Annotated in this window: 20 protein-coding genes, 1 tRNA gene and 1 other RNA gene; 8 read left to right on the top strand and 14 right to left on the bottom strand. The window is 68.2% G+C overall.

The window, feature by feature from the left end:
* Positions 1-118: 118 nt before the first annotated feature.
* The 6 genes from BEMPMBAN_RS27240 to BEMPMBAN_RS27215 form a co-directional block, all read right to left on the bottom strand.
* Positions 119-760 (bottom strand): GNAT family N-acetyltransferase, encoded by a 642-nt coding sequence (locus tag BEMPMBAN_RS27240; protein WP_159234668.1) that lies wholly within the window; start codon positions 758-760, stop codon positions 119-121.
* 27 nt (positions 761-787) lie between these two features.
* Positions 788-1,660, bottom strand: a complete 873-nt coding sequence (locus BEMPMBAN_RS27235) for a DMT family transporter (protein ID WP_200846141.1) — start codon at positions 1,658-1,660, stop codon at positions 788-790.
* 9 nt (positions 1,661-1,669) lie between these two features.
* Positions 1,670-2,740 carry an NAD(P)H-dependent amine dehydrogenase family protein gene (locus tag BEMPMBAN_RS27230; protein WP_159234667.1) on the bottom strand — a complete coding sequence of 357 codons (1,071 nt, stop codon included), beginning with the start codon at positions 2,738-2,740 and terminating at the stop codon, positions 1,670-1,672.
* A 45-nt stretch (positions 2,741-2,785) separates the two neighbouring features.
* A complete protein-coding gene (locus BEMPMBAN_RS27225) occupies positions 2,786-3,808 on the bottom strand; it encodes a S1C family serine protease (RefSeq protein WP_159234666.1) in 1,023 nt (340 codons plus the stop codon).
* Between the two features lie 46 nt (positions 3,809-3,854).
* Complete coding sequence (gene lucA, locus BEMPMBAN_RS27220) at positions 3,855-4,727, bottom strand: lipid uptake coordinator LucA (RefSeq protein ID WP_159234665.1); 873 nt, start codon at positions 4,725-4,727, stop codon at positions 3,855-3,857.
* Between the two features lie 74 nt (positions 4,728-4,801).
* Positions 4,802-4,887: transfer RNA gene (locus tag BEMPMBAN_RS27215), tRNA-Ser, on the bottom strand.
* A gap of 92 nt (positions 4,888-4,979) precedes the next feature.
* Here BEMPMBAN_RS27215 and ffs point away from each other — a divergent pair.
* From ffs to BEMPMBAN_RS27200, 3 genes are all read left to right on the top strand, one after another.
* An RNA gene (gene ffs, locus BEMPMBAN_RS27210) (signal recognition particle sRNA small type) lies at positions 4,980-5,074 on the top strand.
* 38 nt (positions 5,075-5,112) lie between these two features.
* Positions 5,113-6,411: an aspartate aminotransferase type Ic gene (locus tag BEMPMBAN_RS27205; RefSeq protein WP_159234664.1), complete on the top strand. Its 1,299-nt coding sequence runs from the start codon at positions 5,113-5,115 to the stop codon at positions 6,409-6,411.
* A gap of 26 nt (positions 6,412-6,437) precedes the next feature.
* On the top strand, positions 6,438-8,360 hold the full coding sequence (locus BEMPMBAN_RS27200; protein WP_159234663.1) for a DNA polymerase III subunits gamma/tau: 1,923 nt from the start codon (positions 6,438-6,440) through the stop codon (positions 8,358-8,360).
* A 22-nt stretch (positions 8,361-8,382) separates the two neighbouring features.
* On the opposite strand, the gene BEMPMBAN_RS27195 is transcribed toward BEMPMBAN_RS27200, so the two are convergent.
* Genes BEMPMBAN_RS27195 through BEMPMBAN_RS27185 form a run of 3 tightly spaced genes read right to left on the bottom strand, consistent with a single transcriptional unit; the run spans position 8,383 to position 11,476 of the window.
* Positions 8,383-8,760, bottom strand: coding sequence for a phage holin family protein (locus tag BEMPMBAN_RS27195; RefSeq protein ID WP_159234662.1), 378 nt, complete (start codon positions 8,758-8,760; stop codon positions 8,383-8,385).
* 17 nt (positions 8,761-8,777) lie between these two features.
* Positions 8,778-10,100, bottom strand: a complete 1,323-nt coding sequence (locus BEMPMBAN_RS27190; RefSeq protein WP_159234661.1) for a class I SAM-dependent methyltransferase — start codon at positions 10,098-10,100, stop codon at positions 8,778-8,780.
* The gene (locus tag BEMPMBAN_RS27185; protein WP_159234660.1) at positions 10,097-11,476 is read right to left on the bottom strand and encodes an FAD-binding oxidoreductase; all 1,380 of its coding nucleotides are present in this window, start codon (positions 11,474-11,476) and stop codon (positions 10,097-10,099) included. Before BEMPMBAN_RS27185 ends, BEMPMBAN_RS27190 begins: the two co-directional genes overlap by 4 nt.
* Before the next feature lie 81 nt (positions 11,477-11,557).
* On the opposite strand from BEMPMBAN_RS27185, the gene BEMPMBAN_RS27180 reads away from it, so the two are divergent.
* Positions 11,558-12,022 carry an SRPBCC family protein gene (locus BEMPMBAN_RS27180; RefSeq protein ID WP_159234659.1) on the top strand — a complete coding sequence of 155 codons (465 nt, stop codon included), beginning with the start codon at positions 11,558-11,560 and terminating at the stop codon, positions 12,020-12,022.
* Here BEMPMBAN_RS27180 and BEMPMBAN_RS27175 read toward each other — a convergent pair.
* Positions 12,019-12,774, bottom strand: a complete 756-nt coding sequence (locus tag BEMPMBAN_RS27175) for an Rv3717 family N-acetylmuramoyl-L-alanine amidase (RefSeq protein WP_200846142.1) — start codon at positions 12,772-12,774, stop codon at positions 12,019-12,021. The genes BEMPMBAN_RS27180 and BEMPMBAN_RS27175 overlap by 4 nt on opposite strands.
* A gap of 128 nt (positions 12,775-12,902) precedes the next feature.
* Here BEMPMBAN_RS27175 and BEMPMBAN_RS27170 point away from each other — a divergent pair, with 128 nt between their 5' ends.
* The 3 genes from BEMPMBAN_RS27170 (at position 12,903) to BEMPMBAN_RS27160 (ending at position 14,869) form a co-directional block, all read left to right on the top strand.
* Positions 12,903-13,235, top strand: coding sequence for a YbaB/EbfC family nucleoid-associated protein (locus BEMPMBAN_RS27170; RefSeq protein ID WP_159234657.1), 333 nt, complete (start codon positions 12,903-12,905; stop codon positions 13,233-13,235).
* 1 nt (position 13,236) lies between these two features.
* Positions 13,237-13,848, top strand: coding sequence for a recombination mediator RecR (recR, locus tag BEMPMBAN_RS27165; protein ID WP_159234656.1), 612 nt, complete (start codon positions 13,237-13,239; stop codon positions 13,846-13,848).
* Positions 13,849-13,981: 133 nt separating this feature from the next.
* Positions 13,982-14,869: a type IV toxin-antitoxin system AbiEi family antitoxin gene (locus BEMPMBAN_RS27160; protein WP_159234655.1), complete on the top strand. Its 888-nt coding sequence runs from the start codon at positions 13,982-13,984 to the stop codon at positions 14,867-14,869.
* Here BEMPMBAN_RS27160 and BEMPMBAN_RS27155 read toward each other — a convergent pair.
* Both BEMPMBAN_RS27155 and BEMPMBAN_RS27150 read right to left on the bottom strand, forming a co-directional pair.
* Complete coding sequence (locus BEMPMBAN_RS27155) at positions 14,866-15,582, bottom strand: type 1 glutamine amidotransferase (RefSeq protein WP_159234654.1); 717 nt, start codon at positions 15,580-15,582, stop codon at positions 14,866-14,868. The genes BEMPMBAN_RS27160 and BEMPMBAN_RS27155 overlap by 4 nt on opposite strands.
* Entirely contained in the window at positions 15,579-16,808 is a 1,230-nt protein-coding gene (locus BEMPMBAN_RS27150) for a Mur ligase family protein (RefSeq protein WP_159234653.1), read from the bottom strand. Before BEMPMBAN_RS27150 ends, BEMPMBAN_RS27155 begins: the two co-directional genes overlap by 4 nt.
* A gap of 88 nt (positions 16,809-16,896) precedes the next feature.
* On the opposite strand from BEMPMBAN_RS27150, the gene BEMPMBAN_RS27145 reads away from it, so the two are divergent.
* The gene (locus BEMPMBAN_RS27145; RefSeq protein WP_159234652.1) at positions 16,897-17,898 is read left to right on the top strand and encodes a DEDDh family exonuclease; all 1,002 of its coding nucleotides are present in this window, start codon (positions 16,897-16,899) and stop codon (positions 17,896-17,898) included.
* 7 nt (positions 17,899-17,905) lie between these two features.
* Here BEMPMBAN_RS27145 and BEMPMBAN_RS27140 read toward each other — a convergent pair whose 3' ends face one another.
* Positions 17,906-18,289: a hypothetical protein gene (locus BEMPMBAN_RS27140; protein WP_159234651.1), complete on the bottom strand. Its 384-nt coding sequence runs from the start codon at positions 18,287-18,289 to the stop codon at positions 17,906-17,908.
* A 49-nt stretch (positions 18,290-18,338) separates the two neighbouring features.
* Positions 18,339-20,168, bottom strand: a complete 1,830-nt coding sequence (leuA, locus tag BEMPMBAN_RS27135; protein ID WP_159234650.1) for a 2-isopropylmalate synthase — start codon at positions 20,166-20,168, stop codon at positions 18,339-18,341.
* Positions 20,169-20,278 lie beyond the last annotated feature (110 nt).

Here is a 20,278-nt window from a genome sequence, read left to right as displayed (position 1 = left end):
CCACCCACCACAGCACCACCGACAGTCCCGCCGTATCCCGGACCCACCGGCGAACGCGCCCAATGGAAGTGGTACACCCCCTACCAATCACCACCCACCACAACCAACAACTAGCTGATCAGAGCCCGAGGAACTCCCGGGTCGGTCCTAGTCCGCTGATCTCGATGTCGTTGCGGTGCACTTTCTCCCACCGCGCACGCGTCATCGAGAACGACAGCATGGTGTCGACGTGGTCGCGCCGCGGCTCCTTGCCCGCGCCGTCCTCGGTGTACGGCAACGACCGCGTGACCCGCAGCGAGGCGATGTTGTCGTGCCACGCCCGGGTGGTGGCACGTTCGCCGTCGAGTCCGGCGAAGATCAGATGCAGCGCGGCCTGGCGCATTTCGCGCCCCAGCCCGCGGCCCTGGTAGCGCCGACCGAGCCACGACCCGGTGCCCGCCGTACGGATCGACGGGAACTGCGTGCCGTCGACGGTGCAGGTACCGACGACGTTGCGGTGCTCGTGCACGGCGAAGTTGAGATGCCAACTCTCGAAGGTGGTTTCGGCGCGGCACCGCCAGAAGTAGCGCAACGAGTTCCATTGCAGTTGCGGCGGTGCGACGTCGGTCCAGGGCTCAGAGAACGGCATGGTCGCAGGATCGTGGATGCCCTCGGCGGCGAGCTCGGCGATCTGCTCGGCGAGACCGTCGTCGACGTAGCGCAGCGTCAGACGGGGTGTCGACACCGCGAGTTCGTCGAGCGGCCAGAGTGCAGCGGGCATGGGGCCCATGTCACCGCAGACGCGACGTCAGCTCAACGCATTTTTCTGCTCAAGGCGCCGGGTCGCCAGCACCGATCCGGTCAGGATCAGCGCCAGACCGGCGAGGTGCCAAGGGGTCAGCGGTTCGTTCAGCACGATGACCCCCGCGGCGAGCGCGACCGCCGGGTTGACGTAGGTGAAGACCAACGCCCGCGGCGCACCGACCTCACGGATCAGCGCGAAGAACACGATGAAGGCCAGCGCGGTACAGACCACCGCGAGAAGCGCCACCGCGATCATCACCCGCGGCGCGGGAACGTCGTCGGGCCACGTCACCGCCGCCGGGCCGGCGTAGATGACCGCGGCGAGGCCGAGGCAGGCGGCCGTCAGCGGCATCGTCGGCACGTCACCGAGATAACGCGCGGCGACCAGCGGTGCGATCGCGTAGCAGACCGCCACCATCAGCACCTCCGAGACCGGCCATGCGCTACCGCCGGTCAGCTCGGGGCCGGCGAGCACGGCGACCCCCGACAGCCCGACCCCGAGCCCGGCCAACCGCTTCACCGTCAGCGGCTGACCGCCCCCCGTGAGTCGGTCGAGCAGCGCCGCGACGATGGGCGAGGCCGCAATCAACAGGCCGGTCAACGAGCTGGAGATGAGCCGTTCGGCGTCGGACAGCAGCAGCCAGGCGGCGATGATCTCGAAAAACGCGAACACTGCCACCGGCTTCCAATGTGCCAGCACCGGCGCCCACGCGGAGCGCCGCAGCGTCAGCGGGATCAGCACCAGCGCACCGACCGCAGTACGTGCGAACACCAGCACGGGGGCTGAAAGTCCCTCTACCGCAACCTTGATGAGCAGATATGGGATGCCCCAGATGACGCTCATCGCAGCGAAGAGCAGCCATCCGCGAATGCTCACCCGGCAAGGTTAGCCAGTCGGCACGATGCCCCGGGGCAGCGGTAGTGGCAGATCGTTGTAGGTCGCGATGCCCGGCGCCGCGGCGACCACGGCCGGGATCGCGTGGATCGGGGGTAGCGCGGTCATGATGTGGCCGAGAACAAAGAAGTCCTCGAGCGTCTTGGCGTTCTCGATCATGTCCTGCGGTGGCAGGAAGCCGACCGTCATGTTGACCGTCGGCCGGCCGTCGATGGTGATCTTCCAGCCGTCGCCGTCGAGCTGCCAGTCCGGCTCCAGGGTTTGGCCCTTCTTCCAGCGGACGTTGATGTCGATGACGGTCTTGCCGTCGACGATGCCCTGCCAGCTGGCGAAGACGCCCGCCACACGTCCGGCTTTGATGGTCCAGGACGCCATCGGCAGATCCTCCGTCGTCTGGGCGTACTCGGAGATGCAGGTGATGTCGTCGAGCTCGATGCCCAGCGCGTCCGCGACCAGTTGCACGGCTTCGGCGAACACCGCGGTGCCCTTGGCGGCCATCGGCTGCAGGTCCGGATCATCGATGGCCATGTCGAAGCCGACGGGTCGCTCGGTCTCGGGGGAGTCGTAGAGCGTGGTGTCCGCGGATTCGGCGATGGTGACCTTGTCGATGCGGTCGCACGCGGTGCCGGCCACGATCGCCAGCATTTCGGCGAAGCCGGGGCTGACGCCTGAGCCGAAGAGGGTCGATCCTCCGCGCGAGCACGCGTCGGCGAGCCGGTCCCGGTCGTCACCCAGGTTGTGTCCGGTGATGAACGATGCGGACGCCACGACGTTCACCCCGGCTTCCAGGATCCGCACCAGCTCGTCGACGTTGATCCACATCGGGTTGTAGACGACCACATCGGGCTTGAGCGCCAGTAGGGCGTCCACGTCGTTGGTGGCCGTCACCCCGAGAGGGTCGATGCCGACCAGCTCACCGACATCACGACCGGCTTTGTCGTCGGACCAGGCGTAGCAGCCGACCAATTCCAGGCTCGGGTGCTTCGCTATCGCGGCGACCGAGCTCTTTCCGACGTTTCCCGTCGTCCACTGGATCACCCGGTACGAAACATTGTTGTGCACTCGCTCAGCATAGGGTTCCGTGGGGTCACGCCCGACGGGTTTGAATCAATTCACTCCGGGGGTCAGCACCGCGACGCTGGTGCGCGTCTGTCCCGCGCGGTCGATCCACACCAGCTCCAGCGCGTCTCCCGGGTAGTGCCGGTCGAGCACCGAGGTCAACGTGTTCGTCGAGTCCAGCGTGGTGCCGTCGAGGGCGATCAGGATGTCGCCGTCCAGCAGTCCTGCCAGGTCGGCGGGGCCGCCCCGCATCACCTCCTGGACGAACACACCGGGCTCGTCGCGGGGAGTGGTGCGGACGCCGACACCGAGGAGTACGGGCGGACCGATGTGGACCGTGTCGGAGCGGATTCCGGCGCGGATCTGGTCGGCAACGCCCATCGCGTCGTTGATCGGGATCGCGAACCCCTTGCCGCCGGGACCCATCCGGAAGTTCACCGATGCCGCGGTCGTGAGGCCGACGACCTGACCGGCTCCGTTGACCACCGGGCCGCCGGAGTCGCCGGCGCGCACCGGTGCGGCGATCTCGATGAGGCCGGTCAGCTCGTCGGAGATGCCGGTCAGGGTGTCCTCGGCGTTGACGGTGCGGCCGAATCCGGTCACGGTGCCGACCTCGCGGGTCAGCGGTCGGTCCGTGCCCATGGAGTTGCCGAGCGCCACCACGGGCTCGCCCGGTACCAGCACGTTCGCGTCGCCGATGGCCGCCGCGGGCAGTCCGGCGGCACCGATCAGCTGGATGACCGCGACGTCGCGCCCGCGGTCGTAACCGACCAGGGTGGCCGGGTAGGGCCGTCCGCCGACGGTGCCGGTGATCCGGTCAGCACCCTGGACCACGTGGAAATTGGTGAGTACCTGCCCGCCGGGATCGAGGACGATCCCGGTGCCGAGTCCGATCACGCCCTGGTAATCGACTGCGGTGTCGATGCGGACCACCGACGGCTCGGCCTGTGACGCCGCCGCGAGGACATCGCCCGGTGCGGCGGCCGCGGGTGCCGCGGGTGCCACGAGCGCCAGGACCGCGACGAGCGCGATGAGCAGGCGTCTGAGTGAGGGATACGGGCCCATACCCATCAATAGTGGCTGCGCTGACGGCCGCTGTCGATGTCGTGCCGGTCCCTCAGTCCTCGACAGCAACGCCGCCACGGGTCCGTTTACGTCTACCCGGGGACTTTTCCTTGCCGGTCGGCCGCCGATTCCGGAACGTGCCGTTGGTGCGTTCGGCGTCCACATCGTCGGCATCATCCGAGGTCTGCGGGCTGGTCTGGGCGTCGGCGGCCGGTTCGTCGGATGCCTGACCGGCCGTGACCGGCTCCTCGTCGGGGGTTTGCGGGACCTCAGGAACCTCAGGGGTCTCGACATCGTCCGCGGATTCGGAATCCCCTGACGATTCGGTGACCTCCGAGGCATCCTCGGCCGGCTCGTCGTCGTCCGCGGTGGCCGTGACCGATTCGTCCCCAGCCGATTCGTCCTCGGCCGATTCGTCCTCGGCCGATTCGTCCACCGCCGCGTTCTTGCGGCCCAGCCGGCTTCTGCGTTTCTTGGCCTTCAACGGTTTGGGCGGTGGCGGCGGCAACTCGGCGACGAACGCCAGGTAGAAGGCGAACATGCCCAGCAACGCCATGGCGGCTGCCGCGCCATAGATCCCGAACAGCCACTGTCCGGCGTCGTCGAGGGAGAGCCAGATCTCGCTGATCGCGGTGCCGATGATGAGCAGTCCAGCGGCGGCATGCAGACCGATCGACGCCGTGCGCAGGTTCAGCGCCAGCGCCGGGGTGCCGAATTCCGGCCGTCGGGTGCGCAGCAGCGTGAACACCACGGGCAGCGCCGCCAGGCCGATCAGCGCACCGGTGACGATGCGCAGCACTGTGCCCAGGGTGGGTGAGGTCTGCCCGAGAAGCTCGGGCGTGCGCGGGAGCACGAAGAAGAAATAGAGGACACCGGCGGCGATGCAGAACGACGCGTGCCAGATCACCGCGACGGTGCGACCCATACCCCTCCTCGTTCTTTGTTGTCCGGGGTGCGACCGTGCTCTCGGTGATTGCCGGTCGCACCCCGGACTGAGTGCGGAGGATAGGGGATTTGAACCCCTGAGGGCTATTAACCCAACCCGCGTTCCAGGCGAGCGCCATAGGCCACTAGGCGAATCCTCCGTCGGCCATGGTAGCCGACCCGCATGGTGGCTCCGCAAAGCCGCTCGGCGGTCGCACCCCGGCGGACGACCGCGGCGAGGTACTACACTCTCCGTGGACCCCGCGCGGCGTCCATCCTGTGAACTCCCCCAGGGCCGGAAGGCAGCAAGGGTCAATGGGCTCTGGCGGGTGCGCGGGGTCCCCTTACGTTCCGGAGAATCCACGCACGACGGTGAAAGGCGCGCGGTGTCGTTTCAGTCGCTGGGCCGTGACGAACTGCTCGCAGAGCTTGATCAGCAGCAGCGCAACTATGCCGACCTGCAGGCCCGGGCGCTGCAGCTGGACCTCACCCGCGGGAAGCCGGCTCCGGAGCAACTCGACCTGTCCAACGGGCTGCTCGCGCTGCCGGGCGATGGACCCGACTCGTACCGGGACGGGTCGGGCACCGACACCCGCAACTACGGCGGCCCGCACGGCCTGCCCGAACTGCGGGAGATCTTCGGCGAGTTGCTGGGCATCCCGGTGCCGAATCTGATCGCCGGCAACAACGCCAGCCTCGAGCTGATGCACGACGTCGTCGTGTACTCGTTGCTCCACGGAGGTGTCGACTCGCCGCGCCCGTGGATCGACGAGCTACGGGACGGCCCGGGCGTCAAGTTTCTGTGCCCGGCGCCCGGCTACGACCGCCACTTCGCGATCACCGAGAGCCTGGGCATCGAGATGATCGCTGTGCCGATGCTCGAGGACGGTCCGGACGTCGATCTGATCGAGGAACTCGTCGCCGCCGATCCGGCGATCAAGGGCATGTGGTGTGTTCCGGTCTACTCGAACCCCACAGGTACCACCTATTCGTGGGAGACGGCCCGCCGGCTGGTTCAAATGGGAACGGCGGCAAGCGACTTCCGGCTGATGTGGGACAACGCCTACGCAGTGCACACGCTCACCCACGACACCGTTCGTCAGGTCGACATCCTGGGTCTGGCCGCGGCGGCCAACCACGCGAACCGGCCGCTGGTCTTCGCCTCCACGTCGAAGATCACCTTCGCCGGCGCCGGCGTCAGCTTCCTCGGCGGTTCGCTGGGCAACATCGCCTGGTACCTGCAGCACGCGGGCAAGAAGTCGATCGGCCCGGACAAGGTCAATCAGCTGCGGCATCTGCGGTTCTTCGGCGACGCCGACGGCGTGCGTCTGCACATGCAGCGCCACCAGGAGCTGCTGGCCCCCAAGTTCGCTCTGGTCCTGGAGATTCTCGAGGACCGGTTGGGTGACTCCAAGATCGCGTCCTGGACCGAACCCAAGGGCGGGTACTTCATCAGCCTGGACGTGTTGCCCGGCACGGCCAAGCGGACCGTGGCGCTGGCGAAGGAAGCCGGGATCGCGGTGACCGAGGCCGGTGCGTCGTTCCCGTACCGAAATGACCCCGAAGACAAGAACATCCGCATCGCGCCGACGTTTCCGGCGGCGTCTGATCTGCGGGTGGCGATCGACGGGCTGGCGACGTGCGCCTTGCTTTCGGCCACCGAATCGTTGCTGACCGACAAGTAGTCGGTCGGCCTGGGTAGCCTGCTTCCGTGGCTCTATATCGCAAGTACCGCCCGGCGACTTTCGCAGAAGTCATCGGCCAGGAACATGTCACCGAGCCGTTGTCGACAGCGCTGAACTCCGGCCGGATCAACCATGCCTACCTCTTCTCCGGTCCTCGCGGCTGCGGGAAGACGTCGTCGGCCCGGATCCTCGCGCGGTCGCTGAACTGTGCGCAGGGCCCCACCGCAACCCCGTGCGGGGTGTGTGACTCCTGCGTGGCGCTGGCGCCGAACGGCCCCGGCAACGTCGACGTCGTCGAACTCGACGCGGCCAGCCACGGCGGCGTCGACGACACCCGCGAGCTCCGCGATCGGGCGTTCTACGCCCCCGCCCAATCCCGCTACCGCATCTTCATCGTCGACGAGGCCCACATGGTGACCACGGCGGGGTTCAACGCCCTGCTGAAGATCGTCGAGGAGCCGCCCGAACATCTGATCTTCGTGTTCGCCACCACCGAACCGGAGAAGGTGCTGCCCACCATCCGGTCGCGCACCCACCACTACCCGTTCCGGCTGCTGGCCCCCAAGATCATGCGCACGTTGATCGAGAAGATCATCGCCTCGGAGAACGTCGACGTCGACGACGCGGTGTTCCCGCTGGTCATCCGCGCGGGCGGGGGGTCGCCCCGGGACACGCTCAGCGTGTTGGACCAGCTGCTGGCCGGCTCTGAACCCGGTCCGGCCGGCAACCACGTCGCCTACCAGCGCGCGCTCGCCCTGCTGGGAGCCACCGATCTGGCCCTGATCGACGACGCGATCGACGCGTTGGCCGCCGGTGACGCTGCGGCGCTGTTCGGCGCGGTCGAAGGTGTCATCGACGCCGGGCACGACCCGCGCAGATTCGCCACCGACCTGCTCGAGCGCTTCCGTGACCTGATCGTGCTCCACGCGGTGCCCGATGCGGTCGCGCGCGGCGTCGTCGACGGGCCCGAGGACGTCCTGGACCGGATGCGCGATCAGGCCGCCCGGGTCGGGATGGCGACCCTCACCCGCTACGCGGAGGTGGTGCACGCCGGCCTGGGCGAGATGCGCGGGGCGACCGCGCCGCGGTTGCTTCTGGAAGTGGTGTGCGCCCGGTTGCTGCTGCCGTCGGCCTGCGACACCGAGGCGGCACTGCTGCAACGGGTGGAGCGCATCGAGACCCGGCTCGACATGTCGATCCCGGCCGGCGAGAACGTCGTCGCCGCGCCCGCGCCGCCAAAACAGTTCGTCCGCAAGACCACTGTCACCAACACCAAGTCCGCCCCGGAACCCGAACAACCGGCACCCGAGCCCGCGCCGGCACCCGAGCCTGCGCCCGCACCGAAGGCTGCCCCTCCCACCGCACCGCCCGCACCGAAAGCCGTTGAGCCCGAACCTGCTCCGGCACCGCCCCCGGTACGGCCCCCGGCGGCGCCCGCGGTGGAGGCGCCGGCGGTGACCCCGGCGGCCGCCGTCGCATCCGGTGAACCCACCGCCGCCGCGGTGCGCACGATGTGGACGACGGTGCGGGAGAAGGTCCGGGAACGCAGCCGAACCACCGAGGTGATGCTGGCGGGCGCAATCGTGCGGGCCGTCGACGGGGACACGCTGGTCCTCAGCCACGAATCGGCGCCGCTGGCCAAACGTCTCACCGAGCAGCGCAATGCCGATGTCATCCGGGAAGCGCTGCAGGATGCGCTCGGCGTGAACTGGAAGATCCGGTGTGAGGTCGGCGCTGCCTCCCCGCCGCCGCCGGCTGCGCCGGCGGACTCTGGGAATTCGGGGAGTTCGGGGCCCGCTCCGGTAGAGCGGGAGTCCCCCCGTGATGACGAGGAGAGCATGCTCGCCGAGGCGGGCAACGCGGACCCCGCCGCCCCGCGCCGCGATCCCGAGGAGGCGGCGCTGGAGCTGCTGCAGAGCGAGCTGGGGGCGCGCCGCATCGAGGGGTGAGGCGGGCCGTGTCTGTCGCGACTCAGGCGGGCTTGGGGTCCCGCAGCACCAGCATCGGCAGCACCGCCGTCGCCACCGCGGTGACCAACCACACCACCACCGTGGCCGCGATCCACGATCCGATTCCGCGAATGCTCAGCCCGTTGGACAGCAGTGACGCCAGCAGCAGCGCCACGAAGGTCGACACCAGCCCGATGCCGCCCAGGAAAGCCGAGGCGTAGCGGGTGGCCATCTTGAGGAAGAACGGCGCCAGGATCGCCTGGGCCACAGTGAAGATCACGACCGCGGTGACAAAACCCCACAGCGGTACCGAAACCCCGGGCACCAGGAAGTCGGCCGCGAGCAATCCCAGCGCGGAGGATCCGAGGAACACGGCAATGCGCACCAGCAAGCGCTTCACCGGGACGAGCCTAGTCGCTACGCGTTCCACCAGGGCCGTAATGGCAGTCCGCCATCACCGCCCCGCCGGTCGAGTTTGGCTGCCAGCACCTGATGCAGCTGGATCGCGTTCTGTTCGAAGCCGACTCGGGACCCGGCCATGTACAGGCCCCACACCTTGGCGGTGGGCAGACCCACCTCCGCGACCGCCTCGTCCCAGTGTTCGACGAGGTTGCGGCACCAGTCACGCAGCGTCATCGCGTAGTGGTGCCGCAGGTTCTCCTCGTGCAGCACCTCCAGGTCGACGTTCTGGATCTCGGTGATGATCCGTCCGGAACCGGTGAGTTCGCCGTCGGGGAAGACGTAGCGGTCGATGAAACCTCCGGCGGTCGTACTGTGCCGGTTGTCGTGGCGGGTGATGCAGTGGTTGAGCAGCAACCCACCGGTGCGCAGCTTCGACTTGAGGAAACGGAAGTAGGCGGGGTAGTTGGCCACGCCGATGTGCTCGGTGAGCCCGATCGAGGACACCGCGTCGAACTGCGACTCCCGCACGTCGCGATAGTCACTGTGACGGACCTCGGCGAGGTCACCCAGGCCGTCCTCGGCGATCGCCTTCTGCGCCCAGGTCGCCTGCTCCCGCGACAGCGTCACGCCGATCACATTCACACCGTGCCGGGCCGCGTAGCGCACCATGCCGCCCCAACCGCAGCCGACGTCGAGCAGTCGATCCCCCGGTTTCAGGTGCAGTTTCTCGAAGACCAGCCGGTACTTGTTCTCCTGCGCCTCCTCGAGGGAGGCGTCGGGATGCGGGTAGCAGGCACAGGTGTAGGTCATCGACGGGCCCAGCACCAGTTCGTAGAACTTGTTCGACACGTCGTAGTGGTGGTGGATCGCGTCCGCGTCACGGGTCTTGCTGTGCCGCAAGCCTTCCGCGAACCGACGCCAGCGAGGCAGCGCCTCCTGGGGCGGCGGTGCGATGGGCCGCAGATGCTCGATCCCGATGGACCGGATGACGTTGGCCAACACCCTGGCCGACGGGCGCTTGAACTGCAGCTTCTCGGCCAGCGCGCTGAGCAGGTCATAGGGATCGCCGGGATGGACCCCGTGCGGTTCCAGGTCGCCGGAGACGTAGGCCCGGGCCAGTCCCAGGTCTCCCGGAGCGGTCGCCAGGTAGGTGGTGCCGCGTGGCGTCCGCAGGTCGAGCCCGAGGACCGCGTCCTCGGGTCCGGCGCTGCTGCCGTCGTACGCCGTGAACTTCAACGGCAGCCGGCCGGCGGCGAAGATCTCCAGGATCTCCGCCAGCGTGAGCCTGCCCTCGGAGTTGTCAGCCGCGTCTGTGGCGCGTTCCCGAAATGTCGTCATTGTCTTCGCACCGCCTTCGCATACAGGTCGAGGAAACGTGAGTCAGGGTCGTAGGCCTTCTTCACCGTCTTGTAGAGCTCGCCGCCGTAGAGCTCGTCGAACTCCTCGGGGGAGTAGTACGCGTCGGAATACAGCGACTTGTGCCCGTGCAGCTCGCTCACCCTGCGCTCGATCATCTTGTTGGTGTACCCCTCTTCGGGGCCGACGGGCACCGAGGACCAGAAGCCGATGTTGACGTAGCTCTGATGGGGGTGCAGCGGGTACAGCGGCCAGTTGCCCTCATCGCGGAGCCTCAACGGGCACAACCAGATCGGCTCGATGGGGACGTTGTCCAGGAACCAGGCCAGGAACTCGGCGGTCCGCCCGATCGGCACCTCGACATCCTGGACGACCCGTTCGCGCGGGGGCCGGCCGTTTCGCTTCTCGATCCGGTCTGCGATGTCGAATCGCTGGTCGTAACCGATGAGCTTCCAGTAGAAGCTGCTGCGCCGCAGCCTGCGGGGCCACCAGCGGCGGATCCGCGGGTTCTGCGCGCCGAACGCTCTCGAGCACCAGAACCAGTCGGTGTCCCATCGCCACAGGTAGTCGTGGATGGTGAGCCGGTCGTGCTTTTCACCACCCTCGTGTCGGATCGACTGGTAGTAGATGTCGTTTCCGGTGTAGTCGCTGACCGGTCCGGGGGTCGCCGTTTGGACGCCCAGGCACAGATAGCTCTCGTCGGCGCTGAACACTACACCGTCGAGGTAGTCCACCCGGTCGCCGTGGAATCCGCCGGTTTCGATGATCGTGTCCATCGTGTCGACCAAGTCGGTCAGTGATCCGAACCTGACATGGCGCAGCGCCACGAAGGGCTTGACGGGCTCGAGCTCGATCTTCAGCCGGACCGAGTAGCCAAGGGTGCCATAGGAATTCGGAAACGACCGGAACAGGTCGGGGTGTTCGTCGGCCGACGCCCGCACGATCTCGCCGGTGCCGGTGAGGATGTCCATGTCCAGCACGGACTCGTGGGGCAGTCCGTTGCGGAAGGACGTCGACTCGATACCCAGCCCGGTGACCGCACCGCCGAGCGTGATGGTCTTGAGCTGCGGCACCACCAGCGGCGACAACCCGTACGGCAGGGTGGCCGCCACCAGGTCCTCGTAGGTGCACATCCCGGCCACATCGGCGGTGCGCTCGTCCGGGTCGACGGCGATGACCTGTGTCAATCCCGAGGTGTCCAACCCGGGGGCGGTGTTCTTCGCCCGGGCGCGGAACAGATTGGAGGTCGGCTTGGCCAGCCGGACCGTGGCGTCGGCGGGGATCGCCCGGTAACTGGACATAAGCCGCTGCACGCCGTCACTGTGAGTGGCCCGTGCGTCGGTCGAGGCAACAGACACACATATACGCTAGTCCCCGGTGGCAGCCGATGCGACCCACCGAACCGCTAGTCACCCCCTGTTGACGAGGAGTTTGCACTGATGGGACAGGTCAGCGCGTCCAGCACGGTCCTGATCGACGCCGACCCTGCGACCGTGTTGGGCGCCGTTGCGGACTACCAGGCCATGCGCCCGAAGATCCTCTCCGAGCACTACAGCGGCTACCAGGTGCTCGAGGGCGGCCAGGGTGCCGGCACGGTCGCCGCCTGGAAACTGCAGGCCACCAAGTCACGCTCTCGTGATGTCAAGGCCACCGTCGACGTCGCCGGTCACACCGTCATCGAAAAGGACGCGAACTCGTCGATGGTGACCAACTGGACCGTCGCCCCGGCAGGGCCCGGGTCGTCGGTCACCCTCAAGACGTCCTGGCAGGGCGCCGGGGGTGTCGGAGGGTTCTTCGAGAAGACGTTCGCCCCGATCGGACTGCGCAAGATCCAGGCGCAGGTGCTCGGCAACCTCAAGCGCGAGGTCGAGGGCACCGTGGGCATCGAGGGTGCCGAGGCTTAACGCTGGGAGCCGAGAAATGCGACGATGCCGCGGACGACGGCGTCGGCGTACTTCTGTCGCCCCTGCTCGGTGGTCATCAGCGCCGAGTCCACCGGGTTCTTCATGTTCCCGAGCTCGACGAGGATCGACGGGTACTGCGCGAGGTTGAGCCCGGCGATGTCGGAGCGCGGATTGAGCCCGGACGACCCGATGTAGGTCGCGGGTGGGATACCGGAACCGGCCAGCTGATCCCGCATCACCCGGGCGAACTGCACCGATGGACCGGCCTGCGCCGCGTTGAGCGGAGGCGCGGAGTACAGGATGTGGAACCCGCGCCCGGTGGGCGGACCGCCGTCGCCGTGGATCGAGACCACCGCGTTCGGTTGGACCGAGTTGGCCAGCGCCGCGCGCTCGTCGACGCACGGGCCCGGGCCGGTGTCATCGCCCCGCGACATAGCGGTGCGCACCCCGAGCGCGGTCAGCGCCTGGCGGACCCGCAGCGTGGTGTCCCAGTTGAAGGTGTGCTCGGGGTATCCGTCGTTGGTGGAAGTGCCGCTGGCCTGGCAGTCCTTGGTGCCTCCCCGCCCGGTGGGGACCTGTCTGCTGATCGAGGCGTCGTTGGCGCCGTTGTGGCCGGGGTCCAGGAAGACGATCTTCCCGGCGAGGGTGGCGGGAGCGGCTTGGGCGGGACCGGCGAAAATCGACGCGGCGACGAGCATGACGGCGGCGATCGCCGAAGCTGTTCGCACGCCGACACGGTGGCGGGCTGGCACGTGCACGGCGACACGGTAGCCCGCATGCGGACTACGCTTAAAGACCAAAGCAACGGATCTTGACGAGCGAAACCAAGTCGAGACCGATATGACATCTGTCCGCATACCAACACGCAAGAGGATCAGCCATGCAGCCTGGGGACCAACCCGACATGTCAGCCCTGCTCGCGCAGGCTCAGCAGGTCCAGCAGCAGCTGATGGAAGCGCAGGAGGCTCTCGCCAACGCCGAGGTGCACGGCCAGTCCGGCGGCGGGCTTGTGCAGGTGACCATGCGGGGCAGTGGCGAGGTGGTGGCCGTGTCGATCGACCCGAAGGTGGTGGACCCCTCCGACGTCGACACGCTGCAGGACCTGATCGTCGGCGCGATCTCCGACGCCGCCAAGCAGGTCACCATCCTGGCGCACGACCGGTTGGGGCCGTTGGCCGGCGGGATGGGCGGGCTCGGCCTGCCGGGGCTCTGACTTGTTCGAAGGCCCGGTCCAGGATCTGATCGACGAGCTGGGCAAACTGCCCGGTATCGGGCCGAAGAGTGCGCAGCGCATCGCGTTCCATCTGCTGTCTGTGGAGCCGCCGGACATCGACAGGCTGACGGCGGTGCTGGGCAAGGTGCGCGACGGCGTGAAGTTCTGCGCGGTGTGCGGCAACGTCAGCGACGAGGACCGGTGCCGCATCTGCAGTGACCCGCGCCGCGACGCCTCGCTGGTGTGCGTCGTCGAAGAACCCAAGGATGTGCAGGCCGTCGAGCGCACCAGGGAGTTCCGCGGGCGCTACCACGTGCTCGGCGGCGCACTCGACCCGCTGTCGGGCATCGGCCCGGACCAGTTGCGCATCCGCGAGCTGCTCAACCGGATCGGTGAGCGCGTGGACGGCGTCGACGTCTCCGAGGTCATCATCGCGACCGATCCGAACACCGAAGGCGAGGCCACGGCCACCTATCTGGTGCGGATGCTGCGCGACATCCCGGGCCTCACCGTGACCCGGATCGCCTCCGGTCTGCCGATGGGCGGTGACCTGGAGTTCGCCGACGAGCTGACACTGGGTCGCGCGCTGGTGGGCCGCCGCGCGATGGCCTGACCCGCGGCCTGAGACGCCTGATGTCGGCGGTCTCTGCCACGCCGAGATCCGAGTTTTGCAGAAGTCTTCTCGCACTTTCGTGACAGAACTCGGATCTCGAGAATTGTCGGTGGCTGGTGACACCATACGGGCCATGGGCAGGGTCATTCTCGGCGGTGAAGCGGTCAGGGCCGGTGTGGTCACCCGGCACGAACTCCGGCGGTCCTACACCAGCCTCTACCGCGGTGTTTTCATCCGGAACGACGTGGCGGTCACGTTGCGGGATCGAGCGATAGGGGCCTGGCTCGCGACAGGCCGCAAAGGAGTGATCGCGGGGGCGGTGGCGTCGGCCCTGCACGGTGCACCGTGGGTGGACCCGGCTGAACCTGTCGAGGTCGCCAGCGTGAAGAGCCTGCCTCAGGACGGCCTGATTCCACGAGCCGAACGTATCCGCGACGACGAGGTCACGCGGATCGGCGGATTACCGGTCACCACCCGGCTGCGCACGGCTTTCGATCTGGGCCGTCACCTGGACCGGGGCGAGGCGCTCGCGCGCCTAGACGCGCTGATGTGGAACCAGCGCTTCGACGTAGATGACGTGGCGCGGCTGGCCGATCGGCACCCACGCGCCCGCGGAGTGACGCAGCTGCGGGAACTGTTGCCACTGATCGACGCTGGCGCTGCCTCGCCACGGGAAAGTGCGATGCGACTCCGGTTGCTGGACTGCGGGTTTCCCCGTGCCGAAACCCAGATACCGGTCGTCGTGGGTTCCCGGCCGGTCGCGTTTCTGGACTTGGGGTGGTCGCAGTACGGGGTCGCGGTCGAATACGACGGTGATCACCACCGCAAGGACAGGCGCCAGTACGTCAAGGACATCGAGCGGCTGCGGATGCTCGAGCAGATGGGTTGGATCGTGATTCGCGTGATCGCCGAGGACAAGCCCGATCAGTGGCTTGCCCGGGCGGAAGCGGCGCTGCGACAGCGGGGTTGTCCGCTCGACCTCCGCGATGTGCAGCGCGCGGTCAGGACCGCTGCCGCCTAGACTCGCCGCGGCGCCGCGAACCGCTCCCGGCGCAGCAGCGTGACCTCCGGCAGGTCCAGCGACGCCAGCGGGCCGACGACCCTGGCCAGCAGATGGTCGGCGAGTTCCGGGTTACGGGCCAGGGCGCAGCCGTGCAGATAGGTGGCGACGACGCTGCCCTGCACCGCGCCGTCAAAGCCGTCCCCGGCGCGGTTGCCCGCGCCCTTGGTCACCGCCGCCAGCGGTCGTGCCTCGGTGCCCAGTACGGTTCCGCCGCGGTGGTTCTCGAATCCGGTCAACGGTTGGGTCAGCCCGTCGACGAGCGGGTTCGCCGCGACCTCGCCGATGGTGCGCTCCGGCTGTGGCGACGTCGTCAGGTCCAGCACGCCCACCCCGTCGACGCGTTCCCCCGCAGACGTCTCGTACCAGTGGCCCAGCACCTGGATGGCCGCGCAGATCGCCAGTACCGGCGCGCCCCGCGAAATCGCCTGCTGCAGACCGGGGTAGCGGATCAGGTGCCTGGTGGCCAGCCGCTGCGCGTAGTCCTCGGCGCCGCCGAGCGTGTAGAGGTCGAGGTCGGCGGGCACGGGGTCATCGAGGGTGATCGGCACGATCTCGGCTTGGAAGCCGCGCAGCCGCAACCGCTGTCGCAACACCACCGAGTTCCCGCCGTCGCCGTAGGTGCCCATGACATCGGGCAACACCAGCCCGATCCGCACCGTCGACTCGTTCACTTCACCCGCTCCAGAACCCGGTTCAGCTGCAGGAAGGCGGTGTAGTTCGCGATCACCTCGACATGGCCGGGCGGGCACGACTCGATGGCACGCACGGTGTCGTGCACCAGCGTGTGTCCGACGCCGGCGTAGCCCAGCCGCACCGCGAGGTCGGTGCCACGCTCACCGGCTGCCACCACCGGCACCGTCTCGAAATGCTCGAAGCGCACATCCCACAGCCAGGACAGGTCCTCGCCGTCGGGCACCTGCCCGTTGACCGCGATCACCACACCGGCGGCATCCCGGTCCACCATCGACAGCGCCTCCTGCCAGCCGGCCGGGTTCTTGGCCAGCAGCACCCGCGCGGTGTGCGAGCCGATCTGCACGGTCCGATACCGCCCGGCGACCTCATCGACCAGTGACACCGCCGCCACCGCGGCTGCGGGGTCGGCGCCCAGGGTCACCGCCGCGGCCACCGCCTGCGTCGCGTTGCCCCGGTTGACCGCGCCGGGCAGCGCCAGCGTCATCGGCAGCGACAGCCCGTTCGGCCCGTGGATGTGGGTGTCGTCGAACCACCAGTCCGGGTCCGGCCGCTTGAAGTCGCTGCCTGTCGAGTACCAGTGCGCCTGTTCGCGGACGATGATCTCGCCGGAGCGTGGGCAGCTCACTGAGTCGCCGGCCCACCCGCCACCGGCGGCCACCCACACCACGTTCGGGCTGTCGTAGGCCGCCGAGGTCATCAGCACGTCGTCGCAGTTGGCGACGACCACCGCCGAGGGGTGGCGGGCGAGCCCGCCGCGCAGGGTGCGTTCGATGTGGTTGATCTCGCCGACCCGGTCGAGTTGGTCGCGCGATAGGTTCAGCAACACGACGACCGACGGGTCGACGGCATCGCTGACGTGCGGGACGTGCATCTCGTCGACCTCAAGGGCGGCCAGGGACGCGTCCGGCGCGGCGGCCAGGGCCGCCACCAGGCCGGCGTCCATGTTGGCGCCTTCGGCGTTGGTCGCCACCGGTCCGAGAGTGGCCAGCGCGGCGGCTGTCATCCGGGTGGTCGTCGACTTGCCGTTGGTTCCCGTGATCACCACGGTGCGACGGTCGTGACCCAGCTGACCGAGGATGGAGCGGTCCAGCGTCATCGCGACCAGACCACCGATCATCGCGCCGGCCCCCCGGCCGGTGACCCGCGACGCCCACCGCGCACCCGCCCCTGCGGCGAGCGCGATCCGTCCACGTCCGGTGACCATCCCGGCAGTCTAAAAGAGACCGAACTGCAGCGACCGACACGCGGCGTGTGGCACGGGGCTTGTCGGCGGTGCGTGCCATTCTCGTGAGGTGAGCTCATCCGCCGGAAGTCTCTGGGGCAGGCCTGCCGAGGCGCCCGGTGCCGGGTGGGCCGTAGTCGATGTCGAGACGTCGGGATTCCATCCCGGACAGGCCCGGATCGTGAGCGTCGCCGCGCTGGCTCTCAGCGACGACGGCAATGTCGAGAAGAGCCTCTACAGCCTGTTGGACCCCGGCGTCGACCCGGGCCCCACGCACGTCCACGGGCTGACGGCTGAGATGCTCGACGGCCAGCCCACCTTTGGGGACATTGTCGACGATCTCCTGGAACTGCTGCGGGGACGCACCCTGGTGGCCCACAACGTCGGCTTCGACTACGGGTTCCTCGCCGCCGAGGCCGAGCTGGTGGAGGCCGCCCTGCCCATCGAGTCCGTGATGTGCACCGTCGAGCTGGCCCGTCGCCTCGACCTGGGCACCGAGAACCTGAGGCTGGAGACGCTCGCCGGCCACTGGGGCATCACCCAGATGAAGCCCCACGACGCGCTCGACGACGCGATGGTGCTCGCCCAGATCCTCAAACCCGTGCTGGCCCGGGCCCGGGAGCGCAGCGCATGGCTGCCGGTGCGGTCGGTCACCCGACGCACCTGGCCGAACGGCCGGGTCACGCACGACCAGTTGCGCCCGCTGAAGGTGCTGGCGGCCCGGATGCCGTGCCCGTACGCCAACCCCGGACGGTTCGTGGCCGGCCGGCCGCTGGTGCAGGGAATGCGGGTGGCGCTGGCGGCCGAGGTGAGCCACACCCACGAGGAGCTCATCGAGCGCATCCTGCACGCCGGGCTGGCCTACACCGATGCGGTGGACCCGCACACGTCGTTGGTGGTCTGCGACCACATCTCCACCGACCAGGGCAAGGGCTACCAGGCCAGCGAGCTCGGGGTGCCGGTGGTGCCCGGCGCCGAGTTCATCAGGTCACTGGACTCGGTGATCGGTGGTGCCGCGATCGACGAGTTCGTCGACCCCGCCGCCCGCGACGACCAGCTCGCGTTGTTCTGAGCGCCGGTCAGGCCAGCGCTCTGGCCTTCAGCGCGTCGAACTCCGCCGGGGTGATCGTGCCCGCTTCCAGCAGCACCTTGGCGTCGGCGATTTCCTGCGCAGGCGAACGTCCCGCGGCCTGCTTGATGTACTCGTCGGTCTGCGCCTTGGCCTGCACAGCCTGATCCCGCGCCCGCTCGGCCATGCCCTTGCCGCGGACGATCAGGTAGACCAGTGCTGTCAGATACGGGATAGCGATCAGGAAGATGACCCAGATCGCCTTCACCAGCCCCGAGGTCTTGTGATCACGCCAGAACAGGTCGGCCAAGATGTTGAACAGGATCATCAGGTACGCGATGAACGCGAAGATGACGACGGCTGACCACAGATAGTCCCAAAATGAATCCCACACGACGGCTGCTCCTTAACCGAGGTTCGCGCACTTCCTGCGCGACCGTCAGTTAATCACGCGCGGCGCGGTTGACGGCCGACACGACGGCACGCAGCGACGCAGTGGTGATCGACGTCGCGATCCCGACGCCCCACACCGTCTTTCCGTCGATCGAGGCTTCGACGTAGGCCGCGGCCTTCGCCTCTTCACCCGCCGACATCGCGTGCTCGGAGTAGTCCAGCACGTTGACGTCGTAGCCGACAGCCCCGAGCGCATCGCAGAACGCCGCCAGCGGGCCGTTGCCCGCGCCCACGATCTCGCGTTCGGCGCCGTCGATCTTGACGATCGCGGTGATGGTGTCGGTGCCCCCATCGACCTCCGCGGCCACGACCTTCTGGCGCATCCGCTCCAGCGGCGTGATCGGCGCCAGGTACTCGTCGTAGAACGCGTCCCACATCTCCTTGGGCGACACCTCGCCGCCCTCGCCGCCTGAGCCCTCCGCGAGCTGCTGGATGACCTGCGAGAACTCGATCTGCAGCCGCCGGGGCAGGGCCAGGCCGTGGTCGGCCTTCATAATGTAGGCGACGCCGCCCTTGCCCGACTGGGAGTTCACCCGGATGACGGCCTCGTAGGTGCGGCCGACATCCTTGGGGTCGATCGGCAGGTAGGGGACCTGCCACAGGAGGTCATCAACGTCCGAGCCGACGTCATCCGCTTGGACCTTCATCGCGTCCAGGCCCTTGTTGATGGCATCCTGATGGCTTCCGGAGAACGCGGTGTAGACCAAGTCGCCGCCGTAGGGATGGCGCTCGGGTACCGGCAGCTGGTTGCAGTATTCGACGGTGCGGCGGATCTCGTCGATGTTGGAGAAGTCGATCTGGGGGTCGACGCCGCGGGAGAACAGGTTCAAGCCCAGCGTCACCAGGCAGACGTTGCCGGTGCGTTCGCCGTTGCCGAACAGGCAGCCCTCGATGCGGTCCGCGCCGGCGGCGTATCCCAATTCGGCTGCGGCGACCGCGGTTCCGCGATCGTTGTGCGGGTGCAAAGAGAGGATGATGGACTCTCTTCGATTCAAGTTGCGGCTCATCCACTCGATCGAGTCCGCGTAGACGTTGGGGGTGGCCATCTCGACGGTGGCAGGCAGGTTGACGATCAGCGGAGTTTCGGGGCTCGGCTGGATCACGTCGGCGACGGCGTCGCAGACCTCGACCGCGTACTCCAGCTCGGTGCCGGTGTAGGACTCGGGGGAGTACTCGAAGCGCCACCGGGTGCCGGGGTACTTCTTGGCTTCCTCGACGCACAGCCGGGCACCGTCGGTGGCGATCTTCTTGACAGCGTCGCGGTCGGCGCGGAATACCACGCGGCGCTGCAGGATCGACGTCGAGTTGTAGAAGTGCACGATGGCCCGCGGGGCGCCCTCACACGCTTGGAAGGTGCGCTCGATCAGCTCCGGGCGGCACTGAGTCAGCACCTGGATGGTGACGTCGTCGGGGATCGCGCCCTCGGTGATGATCTCGCGGACGAAGTCGAAGTCGGTCTGGCTGGCAGACGGGAAGCCGACCTCGATCTCCTTGTAGCCCATCCGCACCAGCAGGTCGAACATCCGGCGCTTGCGGACCGGGCTCATCGGGTCGATCAGCGCCTGGTTGCCGTCGCGCAGATCCACCGCACACCACATCGGCGCGGTGCTGATCACCTTGTCGGGCCAGGTGCGGTCCGGCAGCCGGATGGCCTCCACTTCCTCATCGAAGCTGCGGTAGCGGCTGACCGGCATCGACGACCCGCGCTGGGTGTTCCAGGCGGGCTGGCCGGGGTGGGGCGCACCGGCGGGGGTGCTGATGGTGCGAACTGACGAATAGGCGTCAGCGGAGTTGAAGCTGGTGGACGAGAAGGTTGTCATGATCTGTGCTCCGGAGGGTCTCGAGGGATTTCAGACCGGCGCGTCGCGAAACACCCGCGACGGGAAGCCAGTCTGGATCAGACCCCGTCGCGGCGTCCGAGAAGGAGCAC

It is taken from the genome of Mycolicibacterium austroafricanum, assembly GCF_902705885.1.
Taxonomy (GTDB): Bacteria; Actinomycetota; Actinomycetes; order Mycobacteriales; family Mycobacteriaceae; genus Mycobacterium; species Mycobacterium vanbaalenii_A.
The sequence above is the reverse complement of the archived record's forward strand: the minus strand, read 5'-3'. Positions and strand labels throughout refer to the sequence as shown.